The sequence below is a fragment of the Mesorhizobium sp. WSM4807 genome, assembly GCF_055811615.1.
Genome location: NZ_JBVVQY010000014.1, coordinates 16,700 through 43,049 on the forward strand (window position 1 = coordinate 16,700; position 26,350 = coordinate 43,049).

At 60.3% G+C, this 26,350-nt stretch carries 32 protein-coding genes, 1 tRNA gene and 1 pseudogene; 15 read left to right on the top strand and 19 right to left on the bottom strand.

What is annotated here, in order from left to right; genetic code table 11:
• Positions 1 to 56 precede the first annotated feature (56 nt).
• Entirely contained in the window at positions 57 to 713 is a 657-nt protein-coding gene (locus AC0L3N_RS18960; RefSeq protein WP_473528154.1) for a hypothetical protein, read from the top strand.
• 96 nt (positions 714 to 809) lie between these two features.
• A complete protein-coding gene (locus tag AC0L3N_RS18965; RefSeq protein WP_473549043.1) occupies positions 810 to 1,811 on the top strand; it encodes a YihY/virulence factor BrkB family protein in 1,002 nt (333 codons plus the stop codon).
• On the opposite strand, the gene AC0L3N_RS18970 is transcribed toward AC0L3N_RS18965, so the two are convergent.
• Complete coding sequence (locus tag AC0L3N_RS18970; protein WP_123146639.1) at positions 1,768 to 2,052, bottom strand: DUF3606 domain-containing protein; 285 nt, start codon at positions 2,050 to 2,052, stop codon at positions 1,768 to 1,770. The genes AC0L3N_RS18965 and AC0L3N_RS18970 overlap by 44 nt on opposite strands.
• Before the next feature lie 220 nt (positions 2,053 to 2,272).
• Here AC0L3N_RS18970 and AC0L3N_RS18975 point away from each other — a divergent pair, with 220 nt between their 5' ends.
• Complete coding sequence (locus AC0L3N_RS18975) at positions 2,273 to 2,536, top strand: hypothetical protein (protein ID WP_029348484.1); 264 nt, start codon at positions 2,273 to 2,275, stop codon at positions 2,534 to 2,536.
• Positions 2,537 to 2,744: 208 nt separating this feature from the next.
• A complete protein-coding gene (locus AC0L3N_RS18980; protein WP_095483513.1) occupies positions 2,745 to 2,945 on the top strand; it encodes a CsbD family protein in 201 nt (66 codons plus the stop codon).
• A gap of 147 nt (positions 2,946 to 3,092) precedes the next feature.
• Here the strand turns inward: AC0L3N_RS18980 and AC0L3N_RS18985 are convergent, their stop codons facing one another.
• The gene (locus AC0L3N_RS18985; protein WP_123147414.1) at positions 3,093 to 3,293 is read right to left on the bottom strand and encodes a hypothetical protein; all 201 of its coding nucleotides are present in this window, start codon (positions 3,291 to 3,293) and stop codon (positions 3,093 to 3,095) included.
• Positions 3,294 to 3,508: 215 nt separating this feature from the next.
• On the opposite strand from AC0L3N_RS18985, the gene AC0L3N_RS18990 reads away from it, so the two are divergent.
• Positions 3,509 to 4,399: a transglutaminase family protein gene (locus tag AC0L3N_RS18990; RefSeq protein ID WP_473549044.1), complete on the top strand. Its 891-nt coding sequence runs from the start codon at positions 3,509 to 3,511 to the stop codon at positions 4,397 to 4,399.
• 47 nt (positions 4,400 to 4,446) lie between these two features.
• Positions 4,447 to 4,648 (top strand): annotated as a pseudogene (locus AC0L3N_RS18995) (transglutaminase-like domain-containing protein); the annotation flags it as partial.
• A 136-nt stretch (positions 4,649 to 4,784) separates the two neighbouring features.
• Here the strand turns inward: AC0L3N_RS18995 and AC0L3N_RS19000 are convergent.
• From AC0L3N_RS19000 to AC0L3N_RS19015, 4 genes are all read right to left on the bottom strand, one after another.
• Positions 4,785 to 5,084 (bottom strand): DUF1236 domain-containing protein, encoded by a 300-nt coding sequence (locus tag AC0L3N_RS19000; RefSeq protein ID WP_473549046.1) that lies wholly within the window; start codon positions 5,082 to 5,084, stop codon positions 4,785 to 4,787.
• A gap of 579 nt (positions 5,085 to 5,663) precedes the next feature.
• Entirely contained in the window at positions 5,664 to 5,888 is a 225-nt protein-coding gene (locus AC0L3N_RS19005; RefSeq protein WP_473549048.1) for a hypothetical protein, read from the bottom strand.
• A gap of 7 nt (positions 5,889 to 5,895) precedes the next feature.
• Positions 5,896 to 6,141 carry a hypothetical protein gene (locus tag AC0L3N_RS19010; RefSeq protein ID WP_352952673.1) on the bottom strand — a complete coding sequence of 82 codons (246 nt, stop codon included), beginning with the start codon at positions 6,139 to 6,141 and terminating at the stop codon, positions 5,896 to 5,898.
• Positions 6,142 to 6,333: 192 nt separating this feature from the next.
• Positions 6,334 to 7,023 (bottom strand): Crp/Fnr family transcriptional regulator, encoded by a 690-nt coding sequence (locus AC0L3N_RS19015; protein ID WP_473549050.1) that lies wholly within the window; start codon positions 7,021 to 7,023, stop codon positions 6,334 to 6,336.
• 544 nt (positions 7,024 to 7,567) lie between these two features.
• Here AC0L3N_RS19015 and AC0L3N_RS19020 point away from each other — a divergent pair.
• On the top strand, positions 7,568 to 8,476 hold the full coding sequence (locus tag AC0L3N_RS19020; protein ID WP_473549052.1) for a LysR family transcriptional regulator: 909 nt from the start codon (positions 7,568 to 7,570) through the stop codon (positions 8,474 to 8,476).
• On the opposite strand, the gene AC0L3N_RS19025 is transcribed toward AC0L3N_RS19020, so the two are convergent.
• The 12 genes from AC0L3N_RS19025 to AC0L3N_RS19080 all read right to left on the bottom strand — a co-directional run bounded on the left by AC0L3N_RS19025 (position 8,418) and on the right by AC0L3N_RS19080 (position 19,549).
• On the bottom strand, positions 8,418 to 9,164 hold the full coding sequence (locus AC0L3N_RS19025; protein WP_123146634.1) for a peroxiredoxin-like family protein: 747 nt from the start codon (positions 9,162 to 9,164) through the stop codon (positions 8,418 to 8,420). The two genes, AC0L3N_RS19020 and AC0L3N_RS19025, sit on opposite strands and share 59 nt — an antisense overlap.
• Positions 9,165 to 9,374: 210 nt before the next feature.
• A complete protein-coding gene (locus AC0L3N_RS19030; protein ID WP_473549053.1) occupies positions 9,375 to 10,082 on the bottom strand; it encodes a peroxiredoxin-like family protein in 708 nt (235 codons plus the stop codon).
• A gap of 138 nt (positions 10,083 to 10,220) precedes the next feature.
• On the bottom strand, positions 10,221 to 11,567 hold the full coding sequence (locus tag AC0L3N_RS19035) for a dihydrolipoyl dehydrogenase family protein (protein WP_244602625.1): 1,347 nt from the start codon (positions 11,565 to 11,567) through the stop codon (positions 10,221 to 10,223).
• A 19-nt stretch (positions 11,568 to 11,586) separates the two neighbouring features.
• Positions 11,587 to 12,981: an NAD(P)/FAD-dependent oxidoreductase gene (locus tag AC0L3N_RS19040; protein ID WP_473549055.1), complete on the bottom strand. Its 1,395-nt coding sequence runs from the start codon at positions 12,979 to 12,981 to the stop codon at positions 11,587 to 11,589.
• 44 nt (positions 12,982 to 13,025) lie between these two features.
• Positions 13,026 to 14,183 (bottom strand): patatin-like phospholipase family protein, encoded by a 1,158-nt coding sequence (locus AC0L3N_RS19045; protein WP_473549057.1) that lies wholly within the window; start codon positions 14,181 to 14,183, stop codon positions 13,026 to 13,028.
• 26 nt (positions 14,184 to 14,209) lie between these two features.
• Positions 14,210 to 14,992, bottom strand: coding sequence for a 3-hydroxybutyrate dehydrogenase (locus AC0L3N_RS19050; protein ID WP_128169136.1), 783 nt, complete (start codon positions 14,990 to 14,992; stop codon positions 14,210 to 14,212).
• A gap of 218 nt (positions 14,993 to 15,210) precedes the next feature.
• Positions 15,211 to 15,675 (bottom strand): DUF302 domain-containing protein, encoded by a 465-nt coding sequence (locus AC0L3N_RS19055; protein WP_123146630.1) that lies wholly within the window; start codon positions 15,673 to 15,675, stop codon positions 15,211 to 15,213.
• Positions 15,676 to 15,784: 109 nt separating this feature from the next.
• Entirely contained in the window at positions 15,785 to 16,990 is a 1,206-nt protein-coding gene (locus tag AC0L3N_RS19060; protein ID WP_473549059.1) for an MFS transporter, read from the bottom strand.
• Positions 16,991 to 17,082: 92 nt separating this feature from the next.
• A complete protein-coding gene (locus AC0L3N_RS19065; RefSeq protein ID WP_473549060.1) occupies positions 17,083 to 17,580 on the bottom strand; it encodes a cupin domain-containing protein in 498 nt (165 codons plus the stop codon).
• A gap of 193 nt (positions 17,581 to 17,773) precedes the next feature.
• A complete protein-coding gene (locus AC0L3N_RS19070; protein ID WP_128169140.1) occupies positions 17,774 to 18,688 on the bottom strand; it encodes a LysR family transcriptional regulator in 915 nt (304 codons plus the stop codon).
• 242 nt (positions 18,689 to 18,930) lie between these two features.
• Entirely contained in the window at positions 18,931 to 19,206 is a 276-nt protein-coding gene (locus tag AC0L3N_RS19075; protein WP_473549061.1) for a hypothetical protein, read from the bottom strand.
• A 193-nt stretch (positions 19,207 to 19,399) separates the two neighbouring features.
• Positions 19,400 to 19,549 (bottom strand): hypothetical protein, encoded by a 150-nt coding sequence (locus AC0L3N_RS19080; RefSeq protein ID WP_473549062.1) that lies wholly within the window; start codon positions 19,547 to 19,549, stop codon positions 19,400 to 19,402.
• A gap of 342 nt (positions 19,550 to 19,891) precedes the next feature.
• Here AC0L3N_RS19080 and AC0L3N_RS19085 point away from each other — a divergent pair, with 342 nt between their 5' ends.
• From AC0L3N_RS19085 to AC0L3N_RS19105, 5 genes are all read left to right on the top strand, one after another.
• Positions 19,892 to 20,767 carry a patatin-like phospholipase family protein gene (locus tag AC0L3N_RS19085; protein ID WP_473549063.1) on the top strand — a complete coding sequence of 292 codons (876 nt, stop codon included), beginning with the start codon at positions 19,892 to 19,894 and terminating at the stop codon, positions 20,765 to 20,767.
• Between the two features lie 230 nt (positions 20,768 to 20,997).
• A complete protein-coding gene (locus AC0L3N_RS19090; RefSeq protein ID WP_473549064.1) occupies positions 20,998 to 21,267 on the top strand; it encodes a BufA1 family periplasmic bufferin-type metallophore in 270 nt (89 codons plus the stop codon).
• 44 nt (positions 21,268 to 21,311) lie between these two features.
• Positions 21,312 to 22,343 carry an MNIO family bufferin maturase gene (gene bufB / locus AC0L3N_RS19095; RefSeq protein ID WP_473488546.1) on the top strand — a complete coding sequence of 344 codons (1,032 nt, stop codon included), beginning with the start codon at positions 21,312 to 21,314 and terminating at the stop codon, positions 22,341 to 22,343.
• Entirely contained in the window at positions 22,330 to 23,115 is a 786-nt protein-coding gene (locus tag AC0L3N_RS19100; protein WP_123146623.1) for an HvfC/BufC N-terminal domain-containing protein, read from the top strand. The genes bufB and AC0L3N_RS19100 overlap by 14 nt, the downstream gene beginning before the upstream one ends.
• 11 nt (positions 23,116 to 23,126) lie before the next feature.
• Entirely contained in the window at positions 23,127 to 23,600 is a 474-nt protein-coding gene (locus AC0L3N_RS19105; protein ID WP_473549065.1) for a DoxX family protein, read from the top strand.
• Positions 23,601 to 23,712: 112 nt separating this feature from the next.
• Here AC0L3N_RS19105 and AC0L3N_RS19110 read toward each other — a convergent pair.
• Positions 23,713 to 23,787, bottom strand: a tRNA-Thr gene (locus AC0L3N_RS19110).
• A gap of 260 nt (positions 23,788 to 24,047) precedes the next feature.
• Here AC0L3N_RS19110 and AC0L3N_RS19115 point away from each other — a divergent pair.
• From AC0L3N_RS19115 to AC0L3N_RS19125, 3 genes are all read left to right on the top strand, one after another.
• Positions 24,048 to 24,272, top strand: a complete 225-nt coding sequence (locus AC0L3N_RS19115; RefSeq protein ID WP_244602623.1) for a hypothetical protein — start codon at positions 24,048 to 24,050, stop codon at positions 24,270 to 24,272.
• A 128-nt stretch (positions 24,273 to 24,400) separates the two neighbouring features.
• Entirely contained in the window at positions 24,401 to 25,693 is a 1,293-nt protein-coding gene (gene murA, locus AC0L3N_RS19120) for a UDP-N-acetylglucosamine 1-carboxyvinyltransferase (protein WP_473549066.1), read from the top strand.
• A gap of 220 nt (positions 25,694 to 25,913) precedes the next feature.
• Positions 25,914 to 26,348 carry a DUF2948 family protein gene (locus AC0L3N_RS19125; protein WP_473549067.1) on the top strand — a complete coding sequence of 145 codons (435 nt, stop codon included), beginning with the start codon at positions 25,914 to 25,916 and terminating at the stop codon, positions 26,346 to 26,348.
• Positions 26,349 to 26,350 lie beyond the last annotated feature (2 nt).

Sequence of the window (26,350 nt, forward strand, 5' to 3'; positions counted from 1 at the left end):
ATATGGCGTGGAGCGAAAGAAAGACCGGCTACGGCGACGGCCACTATTTCAATCAAATGGGCCTTGCCCTGCTGGTGCTCGTCTTTCTCATCGCCTTGCCGCTCGCTTTCTTTCCCGAAGACATACGGAAGTTTTACCTCAGCGAGGGCGGTCCAATTGAAGTCTTCTCGGCGGCCGTCTACCTGATCGTCGTGGCAACGCTTGTCCGGGAAATGTCCTATCGGGACCTGCTCAAGCGGTGGTATCTCGTTGCCATCCTGATCGCGATGTGCCTGCGCGAACTGGACTTCCATGCGCATTTCACCACCCACAATATCACCAAGACCACCCTCTATATCTCGCCTGACGTTCCGCTGTTGGAAAAGCTAATCGGCGCGACGGTCGTGATTGCCCTCGCCGTTGCCTTCTATTTGCTCCTGAAGAACGGCTTCCGTAGCTTTGTGCACGGGCTTCGCTACGGCGAGGCGACTGCCGTTGCCATTGCCGCCGCTATCGGCTGCGCCGTCCTCTCCAAGGTCATCGACGGCGCGCCATCAAATCTCACATTTCTCGGCATCCACCTCACCCGGATCTATACCTCCACAGTGTTCGAAGAAATTCTCGAACTGGGGATTCCGATCTTTCTAGCCATCGCGGCATTCTCGGCCTTTCCAACGCAGCATGATCTCACAAGAAGGGCCTCGGGACAGGTCACGCCAAGATCCGTCACCTAAACGCCGGATTCAAGACAGACCAGGACTTCTCGAACTTATTGCTCTGGTCCGCTGGCGTGTTGCTTCTACTTGCTTGAGAAGCAGGTGAGGCAAAACATGTGGAATCTGGCGAAAGAGGGCTGGGCGCTGCTTGCGGAGAGCATTGTCGGCTTCATCAATGACAATGCCTTGAGCCACGGGGCAGCGATGGCGTTTTATGCCACGACCTCGCTTGCGCCGATCCTGCTCATCGTTGTCGCCATCGCTGGCATGGCCTTCGGAAACGATGCGGCGCAACTGGCGCTTTCGGCCCAGCTGTCGGGGCTGATGGGTCCGCAGAGCGCCGAGCTTTTGCAAGCGACACTCGAGAACGCGTCACACAAAAAGGCGGGAACTCTTGCCAGCATTTTGGGGCTCGTCACGCTGTTCGTTACCGCATCCGGCGTGTTCGGCGAAATGCAGCTTGCGCTGAACGAAATCTGGAAAGTCAAACCTGGTAAGACATCGATTTCCAGCCTTGTGCGGGCCCGCGCCGCAAGCCTTGGGCTCGTCGCGGCGCTTGGCTTCCTGCTGCTGGTGTCGCTGGTCGCGAGCGCCGCAATTTCGGCGCTTGGCGAAATCATCAACGCATATCTGCCCTTCGGCGCCCTTATCCTGAGTGCAATCAACGAGATCGTCTCGTTTGCCCTGATCGCGCTGTTGTTCGCGGCAATCTACAAGGTCCTGCCCGACCGCACGCTGCAATGGCGCGACGTTGGCGTCGGCGCCGTGCTGACGGCGTTTCTCTTCACGGTCGGCAAGTCGCTGATCGGCTGGTATATCGGAGCCAGCGCGACCGCATCGTCATACGGCGCAGCCGGCGCACTGCTCGTCGTGCTGCTGTGGGTTTTTTATTCGTCCGAGATCTTTCTGTTGGGCGCCGAATTTACACGAACCTACTCGGTTCGACACGGCAGCCGATCCGATTTGGAGGCGACCATCAAAGCAAGTGATCGCGAACAGCAGCTGGCGACTGCGGCCAGGATTGAAAGGTCTGAAAGCGAAGTCGTCGGCTGGATTGTTTTCAGCAGTCTCCTCACCGCGTTTCTAAGCCATTTCTGGCATCGACGCCGGCGCTGAGACGTCCGGCGCGGCGCCCCGGGGCGAGCATGGCCTTGGGAACATCCGGCCGAAGCGACGTGCGAAGTTCCTTCGCCGCAGCCACCAGCCTGGCGCGGTTGCTTCCATATCTCTTGATCAACTGATGGACTTGCGCTGGGGTGATGCCGTTTTGCCGGGCAAAATGCCTTACTACATAATCCTCGCTGCCGGAGATCCGATCCCGGTGGCGGGGATAGAGCTTCGCCGCGTCGGCTGTCATGCTTACTCTCCTTTGGTCACGTTTGCTCACGATCTATAATTGGCCAACGCAAAACGGGCGAATTCGTTGCCGGATGCGACACCAAAGCGCTTTTTCGCCGCAGGCCCGAACACATGGCCAAAGCAACCGGACCGGCGCACGCCTTTGGTTAAGCCCGTACGTCGATTTTTCGAGACTCAGCCCTCTGGCACGCGCATGATATGAGCAGGGAGGAAAAGCCATGCGCGAATTGCCGAAGAGCATTGACGCAGACGTTGTAATCGAAATCAGCAGGTTGCTCGACGACCGTGCGAAGTCGGCACCCGTGCCAGTCCACAAGCTTGCCTCGATGATCTCGAACAGTGTCGAGACCGATCTGCCGACGGCTTCCATCGAAGAGTTGATCGTTGAAATGGCCATGACCCGCCAACTTCCGATGCTGTTCGATCTACCGGGGGCGGATGCAGACAACGTCATATCGATCGCCTTGGCGCGCGCCAGCTGATCCGGCTGAGGGACGTTTCTGCCGAGTGTGGTTTCTAGACGCGGATCGTTCCCATCCTGCTCCAAATTTGCGCCCGCTGGCTCCGGCCGGCGGCCTCTTACTGCGTCGCCAATGATAATCGTCATGGGCAATAATCGTCATGGGCGATCAGCTGTCGGGAACATGTGGTGTCCAGTTGCATTTCCTCTAGACAACAAAGGAGGAATTCATGAACTGGGATCAAATCAAGGGAAAATGGATGCAGTTCAAAGGCAAGGCCAAGGAGCAATGGGGTGACCTTACCGACGATGACCTTGATCGCATCGAGGGCAATCGTGACCAACTCGCAGGACGTATTCAGGAGCGGTATGGCATCGCCAAGGAAGAGGCAGAGCGCCAGATAGACGACTGGTCCAGAAGCCTCACCTGAGCGTTCAGAACCAAGGCTGCGCAGTCGATCGGCGCAGCCTTGACACCGTCCAAGCCTGCCGCTCCGAAATGAGCGGCGGGCGATGTGTAGGCGACGGAGGCGGGGTGATCTGCGCCACCCGTCGCTCCAGGGTTTTCGGAACGAGAGCTAGCGCGCCGATTGTCGCTTGGCTTGTGCGGCGACGGCTGTGAGAAAAGCCGTTGCGGCAGTATCGCACGCCGCTCGGGACGGGCTATAGGCGAAAAGAATCAGCTCGGCAGCGCGTAGCGTAAGGCCGTGTTTTTTTGCGAAAGCAGCTATTTCGTAAGGCTTGTCGTGGTCTATGGCCAGATCGTAGTCTTCGTTCATTTTGCTTCCTCCCGTTTGCGACGTTCCTCGCCTTGGCCCCTCCTTGGGCGCAACGATTAACTTCCGGGGCATTGAGAGAGTCTACCAATTGGAGATTGCAAAAGGCCTACCGGGCCTGATGCGGCCGTGGCGAGGCGGAAGCCCCCATTTTGTCTGCTGCACATCGAAAAAGATTATATGATTGCGCTGATATCGCAGGTGGTCGACGCAAGCCAATGCCGATCTTTTCAGTCAAGCACACGACCGTCTATCGCTACACGCAACCGGTGACGTTCGGCGAGCATCGGCTGATGTTCAGGCCGCGCGATAGTTTCGATCAGCGACTTCTGGATCACGCCCTGTTCGTGGACCCCGAGCCGAAGGAGGTTCGCTGGATCCATGACGTTTTCGGAAACTGCGTTGCGGTAATCGACTTCAAGGGCTCGGGTGACGAACTGCGTTTCGTGACAGACATTCGGCTCGATCACACGCCGCAGCATGCGCCTGATTTCCGTATCGATGAAGCAGCGCTCAGCTATCCCTTTTCCTATGATCCGGATGAGGCAACCGACCTCACCCAAACCATCGAGCGCCATCATCTCGATGACGGCGACGAGATCGACAAATGGGCACGACAGTTCGTGAGTGCCAAAGGGCACACCGAGACGGGCAAATTGCTGATGACGCTTTGCTACGCCATCCACGAGAGCTTCGTGTATTCCCGTCGAACTGAATCGGGGACGCAGCCGCCTCTCATGACGTTGCACCTGCGCCGAGGCACATGCCGGGATTTTGCCCTGTTCATGATGGAAGCGGTTCGTTCGCTCGGTTTTGCCGCGCGTTTTGTGACTGGCTATGTCTATGTGCCGAACCGCGACAGTGCTTCTGTCCTCGGCGGCGGTTCCACACATGCCTGGTGCCAGGTCTATTTGCCTGGCGCGGGTTGGGTCGAGTTCGACCCCACCAATGGCATTGTCGGCAACCGGGATCTGATCAGGGTGGCTGTGGCCAGGCATCCTGGGCAAGCCATTCCTCTTTCCGGAAGCTACTGCGGCAGCGCGTCGAGCTTTCTCGGCATGACGGTGGAGGTCAAGGTGATGAAGGAAACCGGCATCAATAAAAATTAGTAACTTCTAATGTATTTCGGTTCGCGGCAATCCGGAGGTTGCTCGCCGGTGTCGGTCGTGATTTTGCACATCTAGCAATCACGCTGCCGTTGCATGCACATTCCGGCGCGATACTGCACCGGCTATCTCGGCGACATCGGCATACCGCCGATGCCACATCCCATGGATTTCAACGCACGGTTGCAAGCCTATCTCAGCGGTCATTGGGTCACCTTTGATGCACGGATTAACCAGCCTCACGAAGGACGTCGCCCGTCTCAACGAGCTTCGGTCTTTTCGCGGCTCACCCTGTCGAAGTCGTCACAGAAGAGACCCAAGCCGAGCCTGAGAAAGCGCCGGCCCGCCGCACCTTTCGGTATGACGGGCTTCAGCGTGAGGGGTCACGTCAGTCGTAGACCTTCACAATCTTGCGTGTACCTGGATCGACCAGGACGGTTCGGCCGTCGATGACGACGTAGCGGTACTGAACGTCCGGCACCTCGTAAAGCTCGACTGTTTCGGGCAAAGCTGTGCCGATGTTGAGCTCCACGCCGGGAAGGCTGAGTGATGCCACCGGTTTCTTTTTCACGTATTCGCGGATCACAATGTCCTGCTCGGGTTGAATAATGACGTCCTGAGCGGCGGCGGCGCTGACACCAACGAGCAGAAGGATGCCTGCCGCAGCCGATGTAAGTTGCTTTCCCATATTAGCCTCCGAGCAACCTTCAGCTGCGGTGCTTGATTGCTGCCGCCACGGGTTGCTTGCTACCTGAACGGTGCGGAGCAATTCTTGGTTCCACTGATTGGGTGGGGTCGGTTTGTTTTGTTGATCGGTATCGGGCTGCCCTGCATCATGGCCGCCTTCTACTATGCTTGGGACAAACAAGTTTCGCAAAAAGTGACGGGCAGGCAGCCGAGCGCGAACTGATGCTGGGGTCAATCCTAAGCAGGATCCTGCTACAATCCCGTATGGCCGCTCGAATAGTGGTTATCCTGGCGCTTCTTGCCGCCTTCGCCTACGGATTCGCAAAACTCGTGGAACGTTATGGCGACGCTAGCGACAAGCCTTCTCCGTGTGAAAAATGGCCACACCCTGATTGTCCGGTCCCAAACGCGCCTCCTCAGGAAGAAACCAAGCCGTGAGCGGGCGCGTTCGCTGATCCGAAATGGCAGGCTGTGAACCTGCGGCCCCTGCCCCGAACGATGTGATCCACCAGCCTGGTTCCGCCGTGGGAGACCGAGGCGACTGCGCGAAACCGTAACGCCACACTGCTGCTACAGGCGTCTAGGGGGCCGCATCGAAATCGATCGCAAATCCCGCCTCGATGGCGCTTCGCGCAATGAGATCGCCAATTTGCCAATCCGTGAGTTCGCAAAGTGGAAACATCTTCCTCACGGCGCTGGTCACTTCGAATATCGAAACGCTCGGATTGTCGACATTATCGATCAGGTAGCGGACAATCGCTTGCCGAACATCCAATGAACTTGGCTTGTGCACCAGCGCGGACATTTCCGGGCTACGAATGGAGCCGTGGTTCTAGGCCGTCGGCTGTTTTGGCGTCGAAAGCGACGGGCACGCCGTGAACCACGCATGCTGCCGCCAGCATCTCCTCCAACTCGTGGTTGGTGGCCTTGCAAGCCGGCATGAGTGTTCGAATGGCGCGGATCGCCTGTGCGATCGAGAGATACCGAGCCTTGCCTCTGGAAAGGACATAGGCCTCCGCCGCCCCTTCAACCGTGACTGTGTGAAAAGTGTTGCTCATCAACAGTTCCTCCCTGCCAGCCAATACGACTTTCGTCTAACATGCGGCGGCCTTCAAGCTTATGTCTGATATCGGACAATCAGGCGGAGGCTAAAGCGCGTCGCGTTTGGGGCCTCATGCGACGCGCCTTAGGTCGTTGTTTTTATGCATGTCGTTATCGCAAAACCGCTGCACACTTTTGCCCGACATGCATTAGCCGAAGTGACGTTGCTCCTCGTCGCCATACGCGCCATGTGTGAGCTTTATCATTCCGGCCCGGTCGACGATCGTGATCTCGCCGCGCCTGGCGTGAACCAGCCCCCGATATTCTAGCATTTGGAGGGCGGTGGTAACCCCGGGGCGCCGAGCGCCGAGCATGGTCGCCAGAAATTCATGCGTCAGGTTGATTTTATTTCCTTCGGTCCGGTCGTGGACCATCAGCAACCAGCGGGCCAGCCGTTCCTCAATCTTGGAATGGCCGTTGACGAGTGCCGTCCGGGACGACTGGACAAGGAAGGCGTGGGCATAGCGAAGCAGCGACGCGCGAAGGGACTGGCTTTCTGCAATCACAGGACGAAGATTTTCAACCGGCAGGCACCAGCCATTGCCTGCGACTTGGATATAGGTCTCATTGGGAGAGCTGTCTTGGCCGAGAATGACGGCAACGCCAGTCATGCCATCGTAGCCAACGATCCCGACTTCACTCTGCCGCCCTCCAGTCATGGTGGCGACCACGGAAGCGATACCAATCTCTGGAAAATAAACATGCTTGATCGGCTGATATGCAACCTCCAGTTGGGCTTTGATACCAAGTTCGACACGATGCATTGACGGCCGTAGCAGCGCGAAATCCTCTGGGGAGAGAGCTTTCAATACATGATTGCGAGGAAGGGACTGGGGCACGGCTCTCTCCCGGACGGGCAAGAGCACGTACCCTCTCACTGTCGGCTGCATCCGAAGCACTGGCGGCCGATATCGAAGCATAGGCTTCAAACGCGCGATTGGCAAAACCTTCGCCACCCGGTGGCCGAACTTAAAACAGAGACACGGCCCCGACAGCAGTCGATCCGGCCCCCTTTGCGCATCCCTGCGCGCTCGCTTCTTCAGCGGCAGAAACCTAGCGGACATACTGAGCCGGATTTGTGCCACAACCGGGGCGCGCAACCCTGCGCAGCTGGGCACAGCGCGGCATCGAAGCCCTTCTAGAAAGCCTTGGTAACTGGTGCTGCGAGAGAGGATTGAACTCTAATTCGTGTCAATGAAATCAATAACTTGCAATGAACTTTGTAACATTGTGACGAACATCTAAATGATCTCAATCAGTAAGTCGAAATCGGCCAACATCTGAGGAAACGTGCTCCTCCCTTTGCCTCGGCCCCTTGTTGCGTTAGCATAGGCGAAAATTAGCTATTGCTGACGAATCGGATTTCTGAGGGGGCGAAGGTTCATGGAAATGCAGCAGGTCCGCTATTTTCTGGCCCTGTCCAGCACTTTGAACTTCACTAGGGCAGCCGAAGAGTGCAACGTTACGCAACCGGCGCTGACGCGCGCCATCAAGAATCTGGAAGATGAGCTTGGTGGCGAGCTCATCCGACGTGAGCGTCAGCATTCGCATCTGACCGAGCTCGGTCGCCGCATGCTGCCATTCCTGCAGCAATGCTACGACGCGGCGAGTTCTGCGAAGTCACTCGCCAAGGCTGTCAAAAGCAGCGATGTTGCGCCACTTAACGTTACGATCTCCAACAGCATCAACATAGCGCTGATGATATCGCCATTTAGCGAGCTCTTTCGTGCCTACCCAGGTGTTCACCTCAAGATCAGCCGCGGCGCTCCGACGATCGTGGTCGAGGCGCTCAAAAATGGCGACGCCGAGCTGGCGATCGCCGGCCCGCTCGGGCAGGCCTGGGACAGGATCGACACGTGGCCGTTGTTCGATGAGGAGATCGAGTTGGTGGTCAATTCAGAGCACCCGCTCGGCAGACGCAACGAAGCCGATGTCGCGCTGAGTCAACTGGTTGATGAGCCGATACTGAGCCGGGTCGATTGGGAGACGAGCGAAGACCTGTCCCGCTCCTTGAAGGCCAATGGGTTTGCGCATGAAGCGGCACATGAAGTCGAAACGGACCATGACCTGTTGGCGCTGCTGGAGGCCAACGCTGGGGTAGGCTTTGTTTCGATGACTGCGCCACGCTCACCCAACGTTCGCAGGCTCAAATTGCGCGATATCCATATTTCCCGAACCGTGGCCGCCTATAGCGTAGCGGGCCGGCAGCGTGCGCCTGTCGCCACGACGCTGCTCAACCTGTTGCGCGCAACCGACTGGTCAACCTTTGGGGTTCGCGAGCCTGCTCGATAGCCGCAAGCAGGTCGTCAATTTCCATTCGCTGGCGATAGTCGGGATCAAGGTAGCGCGCTGTGATGATGCCGTCGGTGCCGACAATGAAGGTTGCCGGAATCGGCAGGAACCAGGCGGCATTGCCCTGATAGCTGGGCACATCCCAGCCGGCGCCCCCGATCAGCGTTTCCATTTCCGTCCCGACCCAGATCGCCAGGTTCAGCGACAGCGCATAGCCATTGTCCATGTCGGTGAGGAAGGGAAAGGATGCAGCCGCCTCCTCTTTCAACGTCGTCGTGAATTTGCGCCGCTCGGGCACAATCGCCACGAACTGGCCGCCTAATTCAGTGATTTCCTTCTCGACTTCAGCCATGCCGATCGCATTCAACCGGCAATAAGGGCACCAGTGTCCGCGCTGGAAAGAAATCGCGGCGGGTCCTTTTTGCAGGATTTCGGCTAAGCCGACCAGCCTGCCGTTCTCGTCGGGGAGCAGAAACGGCGGCATTACATCGCCGGGCGCCGGTGCCATCGCGCCCGCACGCTGGTCCTGCAGGCGCTGCACCATCCGGTCGACCGCTTCAGCGAAGGTGGTGCTGAGCGAGCGCACTGCATTGGCGATCACCGCCATCCGCTCGTTCAGCGGCGCATCAAGCGCGATCGCAGCCTGGACGGCCTCTTCGAGCTTCACGACCAATTCATTGGCAGCCATGAAGGCAACTCCAAATTCGCAGTTCTGCGCAGTGTAGCCTACTGCCAGCCAACGTCCATGCCGTAGATTCATGAAAGGTTCGCGAGACGATGCCTTTTTCGCATGGAAACGATGAGTCAAAGTAATGCGGGTCACTCAGATGCCAGAAATCGCCGCCACCCCGCCCAGGACGATGCTCGACCTGGTCAACGTTCGGTCGGCCTCTCGCAGTCAGCGAGCGCGCTCGAGCGCGGACACCAGGTCCTCGATCTCCATGCGCTGCTGGTAGTCGGGATCGACATAACGCGCTGTGATGATGCCATCAGCGCCGACAATGAAAGTGGCGGGGATCGGCAGAAGCCAGGCGGCGTTGTCCTGGTAACTCGGCAAGTCGTCACCGCCGGCGCCAAGCAGTTGCTGCATTTCCACGCCGATCCCGATCGCCAGATCGAGCGACAGTGCATAGCCATTGTCCATGTCGGTCAGAAACGGGAACTCAGCCCCGACCCGGTTCTTCAGGGCCGCTGAGAGCTTTCGCCGCTCCGGCGTGATCGCCACGACTTGGCCGCCCAAGGCAGCGATCTCCTGCTGCACCTCGACGATGCCGATCGCGTTCAACCGGCAGAAGGGGCACCAATGCCCACGCAGGAAAGTGATCGCCACCGGCCCATTCGCGAGGACGCCGGCCAGGCTTACCAATCTGCCGTCCTCGTCAGGGAGCAGAAAGGCCGGCATGGCATCGCCGGGCCTAGGCGCCGTGGCGCCTGCCCCCTTGTCCTGCAGCCGCATCACCATGCGGTCGGCCGCGTCTGCGTAGCTGGCGTCGAGCCTTCGTATTGCCGCAGCGATCACCGCAAGCCGTTCGCTGAGCGGCGCGTCGAGATCGATCGCCGCCTGCACCGCCTGTTCGAATGTGATGACTTGTTCAACTGCAGCCATATGCAAAGTTCCGCATTTCTCGGTGCCGAATAGCCCCGAGGACGCTCTGTCGAACAACCCATTTTCTCATGATAATCATGATCCAAACGCATTCCGTTCCTTCGCGGTCGCAGCTGGCGATGTCCACCGTGGACTGGCTCACATCATGTTCTTGATGTCCGACGAGAATGTCGGGAAACCGTAGAGATTATCGGCGAGATCGGTCGCGGTGATGCCGTGCCGCATGGCGAGTGCAAAGATGTGGATCAACTCCTCGCCGGCATGTCCGACAACGTGGGCGCCGAGGATATGGTCGCTCTCAACCCCAACGATGATCTTCGACCACGCCACGGTCTCGGCATAAGTCCTGGCCGACAGCCAGCCGCGCATGTCATTGACCTGCACCTTGATTCTCAGTCCGCCCTCGGCGGCCTTGGCCTCGGTAAGGCCGACACTGGCCACCGCCGGCACGGTGTAGACCGAGGATGGAATCTGGCTGTAGTCAGGCTGGTGCTTCGCGCCCTCGACGATGTTGCGGCCGACAATCCGGCCCTCATAGGTAGCGATCGGCGAAAGCTGGGGTGAGTTCCACACGGCATCCCCGCAGACATGAACGGCAGGGTTCGAGCGCGAGCGCAGGAACGCGTCGATTTCGATACGGCCGTCACGGTGTGCGACGTGCCCCGCGCCGAGATCAAGACCGTCAGTGTTGGCGATTCGCCCTGCGCAATTGACGACGCGATCGGCTTCGATGGTATGCTCGGAGTTGTCGTTGGCGAACAGCACGCGCAGGCGTTCGCCGACTCGGTCGATCCGTTTCACTAGGGCGAGCGTTAGCAAGCGCATGCCGATGCGCTCGCTTTCGCCGCGGATCTGGTCCACCGCGTCGGGGTCGAAACCGCCGAGCATTTGCGGCAGCGCCTCGAGGATAGTGACCCTGACGCCGGCGCGGGCGTAGACGTGGCCGAGCTCGAAGGCGATGATGCCGCCGCCGATGAACACGACATCGCTTGGCAACGCACGGTCGCTCAGCACGTCATCTGAGGTCGTCATCAATTCAGCGCCGGGAAAGCACAGCTCCCTTGGCCTTGAGCCGGTGGCAATCACGATGCTGGCGGCGTCAAGCTGGCGCTCGCCGACCCGGACGGCATTGCTGCCGACGAATGCCGCCTCGCCGTGGATGACGTCGACGCCGCGCATCGCCATCACGCCGGCCAGGCGATCGGGAATGTCGCGGACCATCGCCTGCTCGCGATCGATCAATGCGGCCCAGTCGAGGCGCGGGGCGGCAACCGTGATCCGGTGCTCGCACGCCCTCTCGATCTCGTGCAGCGCGTGGCCTGCCGCCACCAACACCTTCTTCGGCGTGCAGCCGCGATTGGGACAGGTGCCGCCGAGATCCCGCGCTTCGACCATCGCCACCGAGAGCCCGGCTGCCCGTGTCGCCACCGTGACGCCCATGCCGGCATTGCCGCCGCCGAGGATCACCACATCGTATTTTTCCACCGTCTTGCTCTCCCGGGATTCAATGCAGTTTGACTCGGGGTTTGGTGTGACGCGCCAGCATCCCGGCGATCGTGTCCAGCGCGGTCTTCAAGGTCCCGTGCACAGCCTTGCGATGCAGCTTGTAGAGCGAGCGATACATCAGCCGGGCGAGCAGACCTTCAATCCTAAGTCCGCCAATCAGGTTGCCGAACGAGCCGTAGTCGGCAAGCGAAACAAGGGATCCGTAGTCGCGGTAGCGGAATGTCGGTGCGGCCCGTCCGTTGAGACGCGCGGCAATCACCTTGACCAGATGATCAGCCTGCTGATGGGCTGTCTGGGCGCGCGGCGGCAAGGGATTGTCGTCATCGGGCAGGACACAGCTCGCACAGTCGCCGATCGCAAATACGTTTTCGTCGCCCTTGGTTTGCAATGTCTCATCCACAACCAGGCGGTTGATGCGGTCAGTCTCGAGGCCATCGAGTTTTTTCAGGAAATCCGGCGCCTTGATCCCGGCGGACCAGACGACGAGTTCGGCCGGCACAAACAGCTTCTCGCCAAGCCTGACGCCGTCCTCCGTCACTTCGGTGACCTTGGTCCCACACCGTATCTGGACGCCCAAATCGACAAGCAAGCGTGCTGAAGCGCGTGCCAGGTGCTCAGGCAAAGCCGGCAGGATGCGCGGCCCCGCCTCGACGATGGTGATGCGGATCAGTCTTTCGAAATCGATGTTGTCGAGGTTGTGCGACGCAATTTCCCGCATCGACTTGTGCAACTCCGCGGCCAGCTCCACGCCGGTCGCTCCGGCACCGACGATGACGCAATGGAGCTGGCCTGGCGACAGCTGTTCGTATTGCGCATTGGCGCGCAGACATGCGTCTATCATGCGCTTGTTGAATCGGGCGGCCTGATCGGCCGAATCGAGCGCGATTGCGTGGCGGGCCGCCCCTGGCGTGCTGAAATCGTTGCTGACGCTACCGACGGCCAGCACCAGCGTGTCGTAGCCCAGCACACGTGGCGGAATGATTTGCCTGCCATCGTCATCGAAGCTTGGCGCGACAAAGACTTGGCGCCTGGTGCGGTCGATGCCGACGACCTCGCCGATTCGGTATCGATAGTGGTGGCGACTGGCGTGGGCGATGTATTCCACCGCATCGTTGGATGCGCTCAGTGCGCCTGAGGCGACCTCATGCAGAAGCGGCTTCCAGACATGGATGCGATTGCGGTCGACGAGCGTGACGGAAAGCCGCCGCTTGCCGAACTTGCGGCCGAGGCGGGTCGCCAGTTCCAGTCCACCCGCACCGCCACCAACGATGACCACGCGATGCAGCGAGCTATCCGCATGGGATGGTGTCTCCGGTATCGTGCGGAACAGCGCAGCGTTGTTGGCGAGCACGGCTTCCGGAACCAGTCGTATTCCCGGAGTGATGATCTGCATTGGTATTCTCCGTCACTTTCCTCGGTCTCGCCGCGCTTGAAAAATCACTCTTGCGATTCGTGGACGACGATGCCTTGCAGCATGTCGACGTCGCATTCCCACGGCCTCTCCGAGAGCACGCGCTCGCCATGGTCGTATCCTGCCTGCCAGCGCGTGCGGATGCCTGCCCGCGTGAAGTCGATGTCCTTGGTGTGGTCCTCGCCATCGAGGCGCGGTGAAAGCAGCCGAACCAGGTGCATGACCGAAGGGCAGCCGTAGGACGCGAGTTCCTTGAACATCGGATCCTCGCGCCGCTCCTCGGGGACCAGCTTTCCCATTTCGCGAACGACGTGCCGAAGACGATGCAGTTGCTCCTGCCGGGCCACGTGGCTCCGGCCTCGGCTGGCGTATTGAAGGTCCTTTTGCCGCCCCATTACCTGCCAGATCGATTTCGGCTCGGTGGCGCGGGGCTGCCACATGTTGACGGCAAAGATCAGCGCATCGCGCCGCGGCCGGGCATCGAGCACGACTTCAATGGGGGTGTTGGAATAGATGCCGCCGTCCCAATAGGGCTCGCCGTCGATGCAAACCGCCGGAAACGCCGGGGGCAAGGCGCCCGATGCCATGATGTGCGCTGGCGACAGCGTCATCTCGCGGCTGTCGAAATATTTGAGTTCGCTGTTGTTGACGTTCACCGCGCCGACCGTCAGCCGCGTGTGGCGCCGATTGAGATAATCGAAGTCGATCAGGTTGCTCAGAGTCCTTTTGAGCGGATCGGTGGTGTAGTAGGATGCATTCTCCACACCAACTTCGCGATTCACCCCGAACATGGCGCTTGGGTTCGGTTCGAAGAACCCCGGTATGCCGTGCATCACCGTGCCCATGTTGGCAAAGATGTTGCTTGGAACCATCATCCGGAAAAACTCATCGAACGGGCTGCTTCGGCTGACGCCGTCCCAGAACTCGCGCAGCCTCGGCAGGCGGTCTTGCGGCTCGTTTCCGGCAATCAATGCCGCGTTGATGGCGCCGATCGAGGTGCCGATGACCCAATCCGGTTCAATCCCGCCTTCAACGAGCGCCTGATAGACGCCGGCCTGATAGGCTCCGAGGGCGCCACCGCCCTGGAGGACCAACACGGTCTGGCGCTGGATGGAACCATCGGCCACACGGCCGGCCTCCGGCGCAGGTTCCGACGTCGAAGGATTTTGCGTGATCTTGTTCATTGTCTTTTCGCTCCTCGTTGCCGCATTCAATGGGCGGTCCAGCCGCCTTCGATCGGCATGATCGCACCGGTGATCGAGGCGGCGTCATCCGAAGCCAGGAACACGCAGAGCGCCGCAACCTCGGCCACGGTCACGAACTGCTTGGTCGGCTGGGCCGCCAGAAGCACGTCCTTGATGACCTGCTGCTCGGTGATGCCGCGGGCCTTGGCTGTGTCCGGTATCTGCTTCTCGACCAGCGGGGTGAGGACGTATCCGGGGCAAACCGCATTGACGGTGATGCCCTGCTCGGCGACTTCCAGCGCGACCGTTTTGGTCAAGCCGGCGACCCCATGCTTGGCGGCGACATAGGCGGACTTGAATGGCGAGGCGACAAGGGCGTGAGCGGACGCAACGTTGATGATGCGGCCCCATTTGCGCTCCTTCATCGCCTGCAGGGCGCGCCGGATCGTGTAGAACGACGACATCAGATCGATCGCCACGACCGCCTCCCATTTCTCGATCGGAAAGTCGTCGATCGGCGCGACATGCTGAATGCCGGCATTGTTGACGAGGATGTCGACGGCGCCGAACTCGGCGATTGCCTTGTCCATCATCGCGGTGATCGCCCCGCCCTTGCTCATGTCAGCATTGTCGTAGCGAACGGTGACCCTATGGTCGGCAGCAATCCTGGCGCGTAATTTCTCGATCTCTTTGGCATCGCCGAAACCGTTGAGCACAATATTGCAGCCCTTGGCCGCAAAGGCCTCGGCGATGCCTTGGCCGATGCCGCTCGTCGACCCTGTGATGAGTGCTGTCTTTCCTCTGAGCATCGTTGTTTCCTTCGGTTGGAGCTGCGACCGGAAGTGCCGGCAAACGGCTGCGAGCAACGGGCTTCCGCGCCCAGTCTTGAGTTCTGGAGCAAGTATGGCGAACCGCTCGAAGCAGCGGAAATGCCGTTGAGACATGGATTCGATAGCCGACGGTCAGATCATCAGCTCGGCGCCGGCCTCGCATGCCCGGGCGGCGGCTCTCTGGCACATGTCCACCCTCAGTTCTTTCTGATCGTCGAGGTCACGGACTGAATGACCTCGGTCGCCATCTTGAACTGCGGCGCGCGGTCGGTAATTCCATGCCGCTTGGCAATCCAGTCGAAATCGCTGTAGGCGGCATAAACTGAACCATCTGCGGCCTGGTAGACCAGCACGCGCACCGGCCAGTCGAGACCGGCTTGCGGATTGGACGTGATGAAGGTCGTGCCGAGCGCCGGATTGCCAAACATCACCAGCCGCGACGGCCTGACATCATTGCCGGCGTTCTGGCCAAGGCTTGCCTGGTCGATGACGCCAAAAAACTTGATGCCCTTCTTGAGGACGTCCTTTTTGATGCGGGCAACTGTCTCCGCGATGGAATAGTCGCTCTTCACCGTGACGACGCCATCCGAAGCGGCAGCCGGGACGACGATCGCCATCAGCATGGCGGCGCAGCCAATCAAGGTTTTCAGGTAGGTGGTCATGTCAGTCTCCTTTGGTTTTGTGGGTTGCATGGATTTTGGCTATTGCATTGATATCCTTATTCATTCCCGCCTTAGATAAGCCGCCTTGCAGTCGACGAATTCCCGATCGTCAGGCGGTCGGCGACTTCAACGACCGCGCGACCGCGATCGCGCCGACGAGGACTGCGGCGAGCACGGCCACGCATGCGGTCCAGCCGATCCGGTCATAGATTTGTCCAATGACGAAGCTGCCGGCGAGCCCGCCTGCATAGTAGGAAGCAAGGTAGATGCCGCTTGCAGCGGCGCGGTCGCGCGAGGCGGTCCGGCTGACGTGTCCTGTCGCTATTGCCTGCGCCAGGAAGGTGCCAATGGCGACCAGCGCCATCCCGCCGAGAACAATGGGAAGGCTGCTCGTGAGCAGCAGTAGCAAACCCAGGATGGCCAGCGCAAGCGTCGCATCGATGCCGATCCTTGGGCCGAGGCCCGCAGCGACCCGCCCGGCGAGCGGCGTTGTCAGCATGGAAGGCAGGAAGACAAAATACACCAGTCCCAACGCCATCGGTGACAGCGATAGCGGGGCGGCGACGAGCTGGAAGTTGACATAGGTGAAAGTGCCTATGAAGACGAAGAGGATCAGGAAGCCGATGGCGAAACAGGCGCGCAGCTCGGCGTTCTTCAGCGGGCTCTTCCAGGCCGCGCGGGCAGGCTCGCCTATCGCGTCGGCGCGCATCATTGCGGATGTCTTCTGCAGCGTGAACCAGACAAGTGCGGCGCCAATCAGATTGAGGGCGGCGAACGTCAGGAAATTGGTGGAGATGCCAAACGTATCGGCGACGGCGGCCGACATGAGCCGTCCGAAGAAGTTACTGGCAACATTGCCGGTTACATAGGCCGCAAGCGCACCTGTCGTCTGCCGCGCGGAAAAATGCTCGGCCAGGTAGGCCATCGTCAGCGTGAACGCGGTCGACATGCACAAGCCCTGGACGACACGCAACAGGGCAAAGACGACGATGCTGTCTGTTTGTGACAGCAGCGTAGTCGGTATCGCCAGCACCGCAAGGCTGATCCAGATGCCGTTGCGGCGATCGAGGTTCCTGCCAAAAAGCGCCACCGCAATGCCGGCCACAGCCATGCCGAAAGTGCTGGCATTCACAGCAAAGCCCATCGTGGCGCGGCTGACACCGAACTTTACCACCAGGGAAGGCAGGATTGCCTGGGTGGCGAAGAGATCGACAAGTGTCAGGAACGCGATCACAGCGATGATGCCGAAGCGCCAGTTGCCCGCGGCAGCGATGCGGAGCCGCGTCGAGGAAGTCTGTTCCGTCGTTGTCACCATAACGAGGCTCCTTGGCCACACGTCCCCAGGTGATTACCCGAGGACGCGCTTTCAGTTGCTGATGCTAGGAAACGGTCACCGCAACGCGTGGCTCACATCGTGTGATCTTCGCGCATTTCCGGCGGCAGGATGTCGGCCGAATAGAGCACCGCCGGGACCTTGCCGTTGTTCTTCCACCAATGAGCGAGCTGTCCGAATTCGACGCTCACGTCGCCAGCCGAATGCTTGATCCCCACCTTGCAGGTGCTGCTATATTCGGTGATCGAACCCTCGACGACGAGGATGTTGGCCGGACGAACGGTGTGCTCATGCCAGGGCACGACACCCCCCGGCTGCACGACGAGCTTGCGCAGGCGCAGCATGTTACCTTTCCAGGCCTCGCCCTTCGGGCTCAGATCGATGGCTGAAAGGACATCATCGGTAACGCCAACCGACTTGCTGGGATGCTCCTGGATGTCAACGGTCGCGGCCTGGCCGGCTGGGCAGTCTCCTGCAAAAGCCGGTGCGACGGAAAACGCCGCGGTTGCGGAAAGAAGGCCGAGCGCTAGCACGTTGAGTGGCGCGCTGAATGCGATTGCTTTGGAAGCCATATCTTGTTTCTCCTTTGTCGGTGCCCAAACGCGGGAGGCGGGGCATGAGGAGGAGAGTGACGAGATCCGCAAAGAAAGAGAAATGCTGCCTGGCTCTCAATTCGATACCTGAAAACTATAGTAATCCATTCGTGCCGACACATAGGAGGCGCGGGAAAGCATGCCGCGAGAATGAAAACTCTTCGACTATGCTTTAGGCCGCTGTCTTGTGGGGTGCCAAAGGTATGGCACTTTCCGGCCAGCCATGCGCCTTCACACTGTTTATGAAGGCCAATGCCGCGGGCGAGAACCGACGTCCCGCCACAACGACGAGGGACACCTCCCGCCAGACTTCGGGGTCGATGACGGGCCGGACCTGCAAGCCCGGGATCACCGCGCTGAACTCAGGGATGAAGCAGATTCCGAGCCCTCCGGACACCAGGTTCTGGATCCAGTCCTCGCGCTCGCTGGCGTAGGAGATCCTAAGCTTCACCCCCCGATCGTTGCACAGGCCGGCAAGATGATCGCGATACTCGCAGTTGAGACGCCTGAGATAGTTTTCACCGTCGAGTTCGGAAATGGAAACATTGTCGTTGCGGGCCAATCTATGGCCGTTGGGAAATGCCAGGACGAAGCGCTCGCGATAAAGCGGCGTCACGTCGAAGCGTTCCGGAAAACTGTCGCTCGATGCCATGATGGCGACGTCGATCTCGCCTGATTCGAGCAGTTGGGAAAGCGATGCCGGCACGCCCTCTACCAGTTGGAGCTGGATCCCCCGCTGACGTCTGTTGAAGTCGGCCAGCAGCCCGGTGAACCGGCGCGGACCGATGGTGCACATGACACCAACCTTGAGGTTCGCATTTTCCAGACAGAGAAACCTTGATGCCTCCTGCCGAACGCCGGTCAGTTCGTCGAGGATCTGCTGGAAACGGGGTCGCAGCAGAGCACCTAGATCCGTGAGATGGGTGAGGTTTCGCTCGCGGCGAAAAAGCAGGCCGCCGACCTCTTCCTCAAGCTGCTGGATGGCGCGCGACAGCGCCGGTTGAGTGACATTGCATTTTTCGCCAGCGCGCGTGAAATTCCGTGTCTCGCAGACAGCAAGAAAATAGCGGATGTGATGAATGTCCATGCCGATTGTCCCCGAACTGCATACGGTTCATATGCTGGCTTCGGAGCCTGTCGCAAAGCGTCCCGTCATGCCAATGCACTGCCGCTATAAAGTCGATAACGGCCCGTCATGATGCCTTCTGAGGTCAAGGTGCGGATCGCTTCGCTACGGCTAAAGCGTCGCTCAGGCTGACCTAAAAACAATGATGGCGAGCATTTGCTCGCCATCATGCTCTTATTGCAGCGAAATAGGTCAAGCGGCGACTAGCTGTTGCCGCCAAGCTGATGGACCTTGACGCAAAACTCGGCATACGGCTTGCTCATCGCCGCGTCGTTGCATTCCTTCTTCATCGCGTTCCGCTTGTCCTTCGACATCGCATTCCAGGCTGCTTTGAACTCTCTGTCCGACTTCATCGTCTTCATGCCCGCATCGGCGTAAAACGGCTGCATGTTGGATGGTTCGTCGAGCGCCCCGGCAAACGCGACGCTGCCGAGAATGGAAAGGGCAAAGGCGCTGAGGCAGATAGCTTTGAAATTCATGGCATGATCCTTCTCTGAGGTTGGGCGATCGTCCCATCGACGGCCGCGGTAATGATCGACAGCAATCGAAAAACCTGCGGTTCCTGCTTGCCGAGACGAAACGTTGCTGCAATCGACCGCCAACCCGCCAATGCCATCTGCGTATGGAGTTTATGCCGCTTCTGCATCCCAGGGATGCTTGGCGGCACAACCGCTAATTGGCGCCGCCGAACGCCAGGATGTTGGCGCAGAATGCGGCATGGGGCTTGCTCATTGCCGGGGCGTTGCAGGCCTTGGTCATCGTGACTCGATTGTGCTTTGGCATGGCGGACCAAGCCCTTCTTGAACTGGTCATCGGTTTCATCGTCTTCACCCCGCTTCCGTATAGAAGGTGGGCAACGCCGCCAGGTCGCTGAAGGGGTCTGCAGAAGCCACCCCGGCAAGAAGACCGATGGCAATCGCCGCCAGCCAGATAGTTCGAATTCTCATGACGCACCCTCTATACGCTGGAAGTTGTTCAAGCCGCCGTCGGGGCGCCGGTGTCAGATCGGACAAGATCGCGTTGTCTTGCCTGCTTGGACGAACCTTGCCGCGCGGAATTGCAGCCAATGCAATCTGCCTATGGAGTTCATGCTACCTTGGCATTTCGCCCTGAGGGGATGATGCGGCAGTCTCTCCATATGACGCCCTGGCCGGCGTTTTTGGGATGGAGACCAAAAAGATGCATGTCCAGACCGGAACTGAAAACAACAACGCCGTCATTGCCGGCGCAAGACCTGCGGTGGACGACGGGCAACTCATCGACATTGTCCTGACAAGCGACGCACACGGTGCATTTGTCTGGGGCGTGCTCGACCGCCTGTTGGATGAGCACGGCCTTTGCTTCGGCAACATCACTGCGTCCGGTTTCGGTGCGATGGAGGCGGCGGTTCTGGCCTATGGCCTGGCTCTGGGCGATCGGCGTGGCGCACGGACGGCGCTTACCAACTTCTGGCGACGCGTCAGTCACGCATCGATGTTCGCAGCCGATACAGCCAGTCCGCTGAGATCGATTCTGGAACAGTCAATCGACATTGCGGAGATTCGCAAGAATAGCTGCCCGGTGAAACTCAGCATCCTGGCTTCAAATGCCCGCACCGATGCTGTGAAGACCTTCACCAGCGATCAATTGTCGATCGACGCGATCGTGGCGGCGGCCACAATCCCATTCCTCTTCCCGGCCGTGGAGATCGACGGCGACACCTATTGGGGCGACGGCGACCTTTCGGGTTTACCACCGGTCCAGCTGGCTGAAGGCGGTCATCGGCTAATCATCGCCAGCAAGCCCTCCACGTCCATGACGCCGTGCGGGGCTTGTCGCCTCGCCGCCGGTCATGGTGCAATGAAGCCCACACAGATTCACACTATCTTCGACGGTCGGCACCGGGCTGGCGCAGCGCTATTCTTGAGACCCTGGACCGACTGGGGTGAGTTGACCGACATGCGTGACAGAGGGCGGGAAAGAGCCGATGATTGGCTTCTGGGCGATCACCTCTTTGTGGGCGAACGCTCTGCCGTCGATAACAAAAACCGATACGTCTAGGCGCCTCCCTCCCGCCTAGCCGCGCCTGCTTCGCCCTGTTCACGAATTCAGGCGCCAAGCCCTCCGGTTCCCCGCCGGAGGGCTTTTTGCTTGAGGCCCCTTCAACATAGTGACCGCGTATCAAATCCATGCCGAGACAGCATTTCAGCTCGGCCGTCTGATCAGGGACACTGCTTGCAGACAGGCCGCAGGGTCAGTCTTCCCTCGAAACGCAACCAGGAGACACGACTGTGATCAACACCAGAACCCTCATTGGATCGGCCCTCGCGGCTGCCACTTCGCTGGCCGCCACGGCCGCCTACAGCGGCCCCGCCGCCCAGCCCGACTTCGCCTTCGAGAAATGCTACGGCGTCGTCAAGGCCGGCCAGAACGACTGCCAGACCGCAACGCATTCCTGTGCCGGCACCGCGACCGCCGACAACCAGCCGGATTCCTGGCTTTACCTGCCTGCCGGCAGCTGCGCCAAGATCACCGGCGGCAGCGACAAGCCGAAAGCCTGAGCGATCCAGACTTCGAGCCAACCCCTTTGGAAGGGAGCAGACCGATGTGCCGTGCGTTTCAACCCCTCGCGATCCCCGCAACCGCGGGCATCGGTCTTCGCTCTCCCCACATCAGCGAGATGCTGACCCGCAGGCCCTCCGCTGGCTGGCTCGAAGTGCATGCCGAGAACTATATGGGAGACGGCGCCGGCGTAGAGGCGCTGGAGAGGCTGCGCCAGATCTATCCGCTGTCGGTGCATGGCGTTGGGCTGTCACTGGGCAGCGCACAGGGATTGGACCGCGATCATCTGGAGCGGCTGCGCAAGGTCTGCGAGCGCTTCCAGCCAGATCTCGTCTCGGAGCATCTCGCCTGGAGCGTAGCCGACGGGGCTTATCTCAACGACCTGCTGCCGCTGCGCTATGACGAGGGGGCATTGGCGGTGGTGGCACGCAACGTCGAGACCGTCCAGGACGCGTTAAAGCGACAGGTGCTCATCGAGAACTTATCCGCCTATCTAGCCTTTGCAGATTCCTCGATGAACGAGGCAGAGTTCCTGGCCGAACTCGTGACACGGACCGGCTGCGGCCTGCTCCTGGATGTGAATAATGTGCAGGTTTCGGCGCACAACCTGCAATATGATGCAAAAGCCTTCATCGACGCGCTGCCGGCCGATTCCATCGGCGAGATCCACCTTGCCGGCCATGCGACCAATCAGGTCGGAGCCGACACCGTGCTTATCGACGATCATGGCTCACGCGTGCCGCCGGTCGTCTGGACGCTCTACCATCATGCCATAGACCGGCTCGGACCGCGCCCGACGCTTATCGAATGGGATACCGATGTCCCGGTTCTCGATGTGCTGCTGGGCGAAGCCATGTGGGCCGACATGCTCTCCGCTTCGATCATGTTTAACCGCAAGCAGGCCGCGAGACAAACTACGACAGCCAAGCCCCGGCCGATATCCAACCTCCTCCCCTTCGAAAGTGACATGAGGAGCGGCATGCCCGTGCTTGCGGCATTTGCTGCCGCCAAGGCTGGACCGGCCATGCCTGCGGCGATGCCGCCAATAGAGAGGGGATACCATGCTGCCGCTTGAACACCTGCAGACCACCATGGCGCGCTCGGTGCTCGCCATAGAGCCAATGGTCACCGCGAAAATGCTAACCGCCGGCAAGGCCGATCCATTGGCCCGCCTGCGTATCTACCAGAACAACACGCGCAGTTCGCTTACCGCAGTGCTGATGGCGGTCTTTCCCGTCACGGTTCGCTTGGTCGACGAGCGCTTCTTTCGTTTCGTGGCGAGCGAGTTCATTCGACGCCATCCGCCGGTGGAGTCCCGGCTGGCGCGCTATGGCGCCGGCTTCCCACGCTTCCTGAAAACCATCGACACGCTTTCCGATATGCCGGTCGTGGCTGAAACGGCGCGGCTCGAATGGGCCATTGCCGAAGCGCTCGACGCGGCTTCGCATCCACCCCGCCCCCTCTCGGAATATGACGGCACCGATCTGGGGCCTTCGCCCGATATCGTGCTGCAGCCATCCCTGCGGCTGATCGTTTCGCACTGGTTGATCCTGTCCGTATGGACAGCCCATCAGCAGGAGACGGCGGTCGACCAGCACAGCGCCTGGGAAAGGCGTCCCGAACGCGTGGCGTTGTGGCGGGCCGGTGAGAGTGTCCGCCTGGTTCTCCTTGATCGAGCGAATTTCGCGTTTAGGCATTCCCTGAAGCACGGCCTCGGCCTGGAACACGCCACAACCCGCGCCCTCGCTCTCGATCCGGCGTTCGATCTCGTGTCCGCGCTCGTGCGTCTGTTCGGCGACGGGCTCGTCACTGATGTCCGGATCCCGACGCATCCCCTTGCAAACTGATGGAGACAGTCATGACTGCGATACCAGAATATTCTTCGTTCACTCCGGCTGGCCTTGTCGGCTTCTACAGGCGTGTTATCAAACTACCCGAACGCATTCCGCTTTCACTGGTTCAGCTCGCTTCCCGAATCGCAGTCGCACATGTGTTCTGGCAGTCCGCTCAGACGAAGCTCGCATCCTGGCCGGTAACGCTGCAGCTGTTCGCCAACGAATACAATCTGCCGTTCATCGATCCATCGATCGCCGCGCCCCTGGCGACGACCGCCGAGATCACTGGCTCGGTGCTGCTCTTTCTCGGGCTGTTCTCGCGCCTCGGCGCGCTCATGCTGCTCGCCATCGTTTCGGTGATCCAGATCTTCGTTTTCCCCGAGAATTGGGCCGAGCACCTGCTGTGGGCGTCATTGCTTCTTCTCGTATTGACACGCGGCGCCGGCGTGATCTCGGTCGATCGTTTGGCTGATTGGGCTTTTGGACGAAGAGCCTGAAATCGTCGCCGGGCCACGAGCACGCGGTCTACGCCTTCCGCGCGCAATGGCAGCTCCCGTCGCTGCAGGCTGGTTCGTCGCAGAACACTTCAGCGATTTCAACGGGATAGACTGGTGCTGCGAGAGAGGATTGAACTCTCGACCTCTCCCTTACCAAGGGAGTGCTCTACCACTGAGCTACCGCAGCCGCTGATGGCGGGGCTTCTGCCATATCGAACCGGCAAGCGCAAGGCCAAGCGCAAGCCATCTGTGAATGGCCGCCCCGACGGGTTTCCCGGACATGGCGGCGCCACAATGTTGGCTATCCCTGAACAGCGGGCTGGCGCAGCTGCCGAAAATCGGAATCGGTATTCGGAAAGCACGATGCGGAGATTCAAAAGTGTTAGAGCGTACTTTGTGCGTTCCAAGCGGACGCACGTCGCCCTAATCGTCAGCCGGGACGGAACCATGAACGACAAGACAACTCCACTGGACAAGGGCGGTCCACCTGACAAGGGCGGTTCGTCGAAAAAGGACAGCCCATCGAAAAAGGCCGACCGCAAGAGCCGGCTTGCCGAGCAATTGCGCGCCAATCTGCAGAAGCGCAAGGCGCAGTCGCGCTCGCGGCGCACCGGCGACGCCGACAAGCGGCCGGACGGGCTCGGCGCTTTAGGGGAAACGCAAAAGGATTGACCTATATCAACAGGCTGGCCACGGGGCGGGAATCCTGTTTCTTGAACCAAGCCGGCCAATGGTCTAGACCGGCCACAACGGACTCAACCGATTGAAAACCGGCCTTTCGGCCGAGGGGACGCTCTTCCATGGATCGCATCAGAATTGTCGGCGGCAACAAGCTTGCCGGAAGCATTCCGATCTCCGGCGCGAAAAACGCCGCGCTGCCGCTGATGATCGCCTCGCTTTTGACAGACGACACGCTGACCCTGGAAAACGTGCCGCACCTGGCCGATGTCGAGCAGCTGATCCGCATCCTCGGCAACCATGGCGTCGACTATTCGGTCAACGGCCGCCGCGAAAAGCAGCAGGAGGGCTACTCGCGCACCATCACTTTCTCCGCCCGCAACATCGTCGACACCACGGCACCCTACGAGCTGGTGTCGAAGATGCGCGCCTCGTTCTGGGTGATCGGCCCGCTGCTCGCCCGCATGGGCGAGGCCAAGGTTTCGCTGCCCGGCGGCTGCGCCATCGGCACGCGCCCGGTCGACCTTTTCCTGGAAGGCCTTCAGGTGCTGGGCGCCGATATCGACGTCGACACCGGCTATGTCATCGCCAAGACCAGGAACGGCCGTCTTGTCGGCAACCGCTACGTCTTCCCGAAAGTATCGGTCGGCGCCACCCATGTGCTAATGATGGCGGCTTCGCTGGCCAAGGGCGAAACGGTGCTCGAAAACGCCGCCCGCGAGCCCGAGATCGTCAACCTCGCCGAATGCCTCAACGCCATGGGCGCCAGGATTTCCGGCGCCGGCACCGCGACCATCACCATCGACGGCGTCGAAGCGCTGTCGGGCGCGCGCGTCCGGGTGATACCCGACCGCATCGAGACCGGCACCTATGCGATGGCCGTCGCCATGACCGGCGGCGATGTCGTGCTCGAAGGTGCGCGGGCGGACCTGTTGCAGACCGCGCTCGACGTGATTTCCCAGACCGGCGCCGAGATCACGCAGACCAATTCCGGCATCCGTGTCAGGCGCAACGGCGCCGGCATTGCGCCGGTCGACGTGACGACAGCGCCGTTCCCGGCGTTCCCGACCGACCTGCAGGCGCAGTTCATGGGCCTGATGACGATGGCCAAGGGCAAGTCGCGCATCACCGAGACGATCTTCGAAAACCGCTTCATGCACGTCCAGGAACTTGCCCGGCTCGGCGCCCACATAACGCTGTCCGGCCAGACGGCGATCGTCGACGGCGTGCCGAAGCTGAAGGGCGCGCCGGTCATGGCGACCGATCTTCGCGCTTCGGTGTCGCTGGTCATCGCCGGCCTGGCGGCCGAGGGCGAGACCACGGTCAACCGGGTCTATCATCTCGACCGCGGTTTTGAACGGCTGGAAGAAAAGCTGTCCGGCTGCGGCGCGGTGATCGAACGGATTTCGGGTTAGAGGTAGCGGGCCTGAGGTCGGCGCTGCCGTCATCTGCCTGCCGGCATCTTCTCCCCGTATAGTGACTGTCACTACATGGGGCGAAGTGCCCGGCAGTGCGACGAGGGACAGCGCAAAGCTGAAGCGATTGCCCTGGTCAGAGTCCGTGGCGCGGTTGCACGGATCGCCAAGACCGCCTAACAGAAAGTCGATTGTAAACCTTCGCAGGTGCGAAATCCGCATGAACCTTCTCAAGCTTGTCGCGCTCGACGATCAGGATCTGAGCATCGTCTCGGCCCATGTCCAGGACGCCGTGCTGAAGGTCGGCGATCTCGAATACATGCCGGCGGTCAAGCGCTTCGTGATGACGATGAACCGCTTCGTCTGGGAGGCGAAATCGGGCCTGTTCCGCCAGCACAATGAGCGGCGGCAAAGCGTGCTGCATTTCGACCGGGTGCTGGGCGCCAAGACCAGCGGCATTGCCCGCGACACGCCGGATGAGGTGCTGTCGCTGCTGGCGATCAGCTTCCTCGCGCTCGACAAGCCGGCCGGCATTGTCGAGCTGATCTTTTCAGGCGGCGGCGCGATCATGCTCGATGTCGAGTGCATCGAGGCGCGGCTCGCTGACATTGGCGGCGCATGGGAAGCGACGTCACGCCCCTTCCACAGAGCCTGAGC

Excerpts from the sequence above, each read along its gene's own strand:
- AC0L3N_RS19105 (WP_473549065.1), top strand. The coding sequence starts at position 23,127 with ATGACTGCGATACCAGAATATTCTTCGTTCACTCCGGCTGGCCTTGTC.
- AC0L3N_RS19100 (WP_123146623.1), top strand. The coding sequence starts at position 22,330 with ATGCTGCCGCTTGAACACCTGCAGACCACCATGGCGCGCTCGGTGCTC.
- AC0L3N_RS19075 (WP_473549061.1), bottom strand. The coding sequence starts at position 19,206 with ATGAATTTCAAAGCTATCTGCCTCAGCGCCTTTGCCCTTTCCATTCTC.
- AC0L3N_RS18960 (WP_473528154.1), top strand. The coding sequence starts at position 57 with ATGGGCCTTGCCCTGCTGGTGCTCGTCTTTCTCATCGCCTTGCCGCTC.
- AC0L3N_RS18985 (WP_123147414.1), bottom strand. The coding sequence starts at position 3,293 with ATGAACGAAGACTACGATCTGGCCATAGACCACGACAAGCCTTACGAA.
- AC0L3N_RS19000 (WP_473549046.1), bottom strand. The coding sequence starts at position 5,084 with ATGGGAAAGCAACTTACATCGGCTGCGGCAGGCATCCTTCTGCTCGTT.
- AC0L3N_RS19125 (WP_473549067.1), top strand. The coding sequence starts at position 25,914 with ATGAACCTTCTCAAGCTTGTCGCGCTCGACGATCAGGATCTGAGCATC.
- AC0L3N_RS19085 (WP_473549063.1), top strand. The coding sequence starts at position 19,892 with ATGGAGACCAAAAAGATGCATGTCCAGACCGGAACTGAAAACAACAAC.
- AC0L3N_RS19060 (WP_473549059.1), bottom strand. The coding sequence starts at position 16,990 with ATGGTGACAACGACGGAACAGACTTCCTCGACGCGGCTCCGCATCGCT.
- AC0L3N_RS19080 (WP_473549062.1), bottom strand. The coding sequence starts at position 19,549 with ATGAAACCGATGACCAGTTCAAGAAGGGCTTGGTCCGCCATGCCAAAG.
- AC0L3N_RS19115 (WP_244602623.1), top strand. The coding sequence starts at position 24,048 with ATGAACGACAAGACAACTCCACTGGACAAGGGCGGTCCACCTGACAAG.
- AC0L3N_RS19010 (WP_352952673.1), bottom strand. The coding sequence starts at position 6,141 with ATGAGCAACACTTTTCACACAGTCACGGTTGAAGGGGCGGCGGAGGCC.
- AC0L3N_RS19050 (WP_128169136.1), bottom strand. The coding sequence starts at position 14,992 with ATGCTCAGAGGAAAGACAGCACTCATCACAGGGTCGACGAGCGGCATC.
- AC0L3N_RS19070 (WP_128169140.1), bottom strand. The coding sequence starts at position 18,688 with ATGGACATTCATCACATCCGCTATTTTCTTGCTGTCTGCGAGACACGG.
- bufB (WP_473488546.1), top strand. The coding sequence starts at position 21,312 with ATGTGCCGTGCGTTTCAACCCCTCGCGATCCCCGCAACCGCGGGCATC.
- AC0L3N_RS18965 (WP_473549043.1), top strand. The coding sequence starts at position 810 with ATGTGGAATCTGGCGAAAGAGGGCTGGGCGCTGCTTGCGGAGAGCATT.
- AC0L3N_RS19005 (WP_473549048.1), bottom strand. The coding sequence starts at position 5,888 with ATGTCCGCGCTGGTGCACAAGCCAAGTTCATTGGATGTTCGGCAAGCG.
- AC0L3N_RS19020 (WP_473549052.1), top strand. The coding sequence starts at position 7,568 with ATGGAAATGCAGCAGGTCCGCTATTTTCTGGCCCTGTCCAGCACTTTG.
- AC0L3N_RS18970 (WP_123146639.1), bottom strand. The coding sequence starts at position 2,052 with ATGACAGCCGACGCGGCGAAGCTCTATCCCCGCCACCGGGATCGGATC.
- AC0L3N_RS18990 (WP_473549044.1), top strand. The coding sequence starts at position 3,509 with ATGCCGATCTTTTCAGTCAAGCACACGACCGTCTATCGCTACACGCAA.
- AC0L3N_RS19055 (WP_123146630.1), bottom strand. The coding sequence starts at position 15,675 with ATGACCACCTACCTGAAAACCTTGATTGGCTGCGCCGCCATGCTGATG.
- AC0L3N_RS18980 (WP_095483513.1), top strand. The coding sequence starts at position 2,745 with ATGAACTGGGATCAAATCAAGGGAAAATGGATGCAGTTCAAAGGCAAG.
- AC0L3N_RS19040 (WP_473549055.1), bottom strand. The coding sequence starts at position 12,981 with ATGCAGATCATCACTCCGGGAATACGACTGGTTCCGGAAGCCGTGCTC.
- AC0L3N_RS18975 (WP_029348484.1), top strand. The coding sequence starts at position 2,273 with ATGCGCGAATTGCCGAAGAGCATTGACGCAGACGTTGTAATCGAAATC.
- murA (WP_473549066.1), top strand. The coding sequence starts at position 24,401 with ATGGATCGCATCAGAATTGTCGGCGGCAACAAGCTTGCCGGAAGCATT.
- AC0L3N_RS19025 (WP_123146634.1), bottom strand. The coding sequence starts at position 9,164 with ATGGCTGCCAATGAATTGGTCGTGAAGCTCGAAGAGGCCGTCCAGGCT.
- AC0L3N_RS19030 (WP_473549053.1), bottom strand. The coding sequence starts at position 10,082 with ATGGCTGCAGTTGAACAAGTCATCACATTCGAACAGGCGGTGCAGGCG.
- AC0L3N_RS19065 (WP_473549060.1), bottom strand. The coding sequence starts at position 17,580 with ATGGCTTCCAAAGCAATCGCATTCAGCGCGCCACTCAACGTGCTAGCG.
- AC0L3N_RS19045 (WP_473549057.1), bottom strand. The coding sequence starts at position 14,183 with ATGAACAAGATCACGCAAAATCCTTCGACGTCGGAACCTGCGCCGGAG.